Below are 255 nucleotides of genomic sequence, written 5' to 3' on the forward strand. Positions count from 1 at the left end.
CGTCCAGGCTCTCATCATCATTGGCAACGGCGAAGCTTTCGCCTGACGGCAGCACATGCACATCCAACTGGTCTTTCGAAACATCAATGCCAACGACAACGTCCATCTGATCCCATCCTTGTCCAAGCGGGCTTCGCCTTCGCGAGCGGCCCAAGCGACTGTTCGGGTTCGATGGAACGACGGAGCCATCCCTTGCTCTGCCACGGGCTTTCAAACCCGAGGGGGTTGCGGGCTCAGCTCCGTCACCGCAAGCGC

The 255-nt window shown here is 60.0% G+C and carries 1 pseudogene; it reads right to left on the reverse strand.

The annotated features are described in order from the left end of the window. Positions 1–106 (reverse strand): annotated as a pseudogene (locus K6M89_RS32060) (IS110 family transposase); the annotation flags it as partial. Positions 107–255: the final 149 nt, after the last annotated feature.

The organism is Rhizobium croatiense, from assembly GCF_019793465.1.
In the GTDB taxonomy this organism is placed as follows: domain Bacteria; phylum Pseudomonadota; class Alphaproteobacteria; order Rhizobiales; family Rhizobiaceae; genus Rhizobium; species Rhizobium croatiense.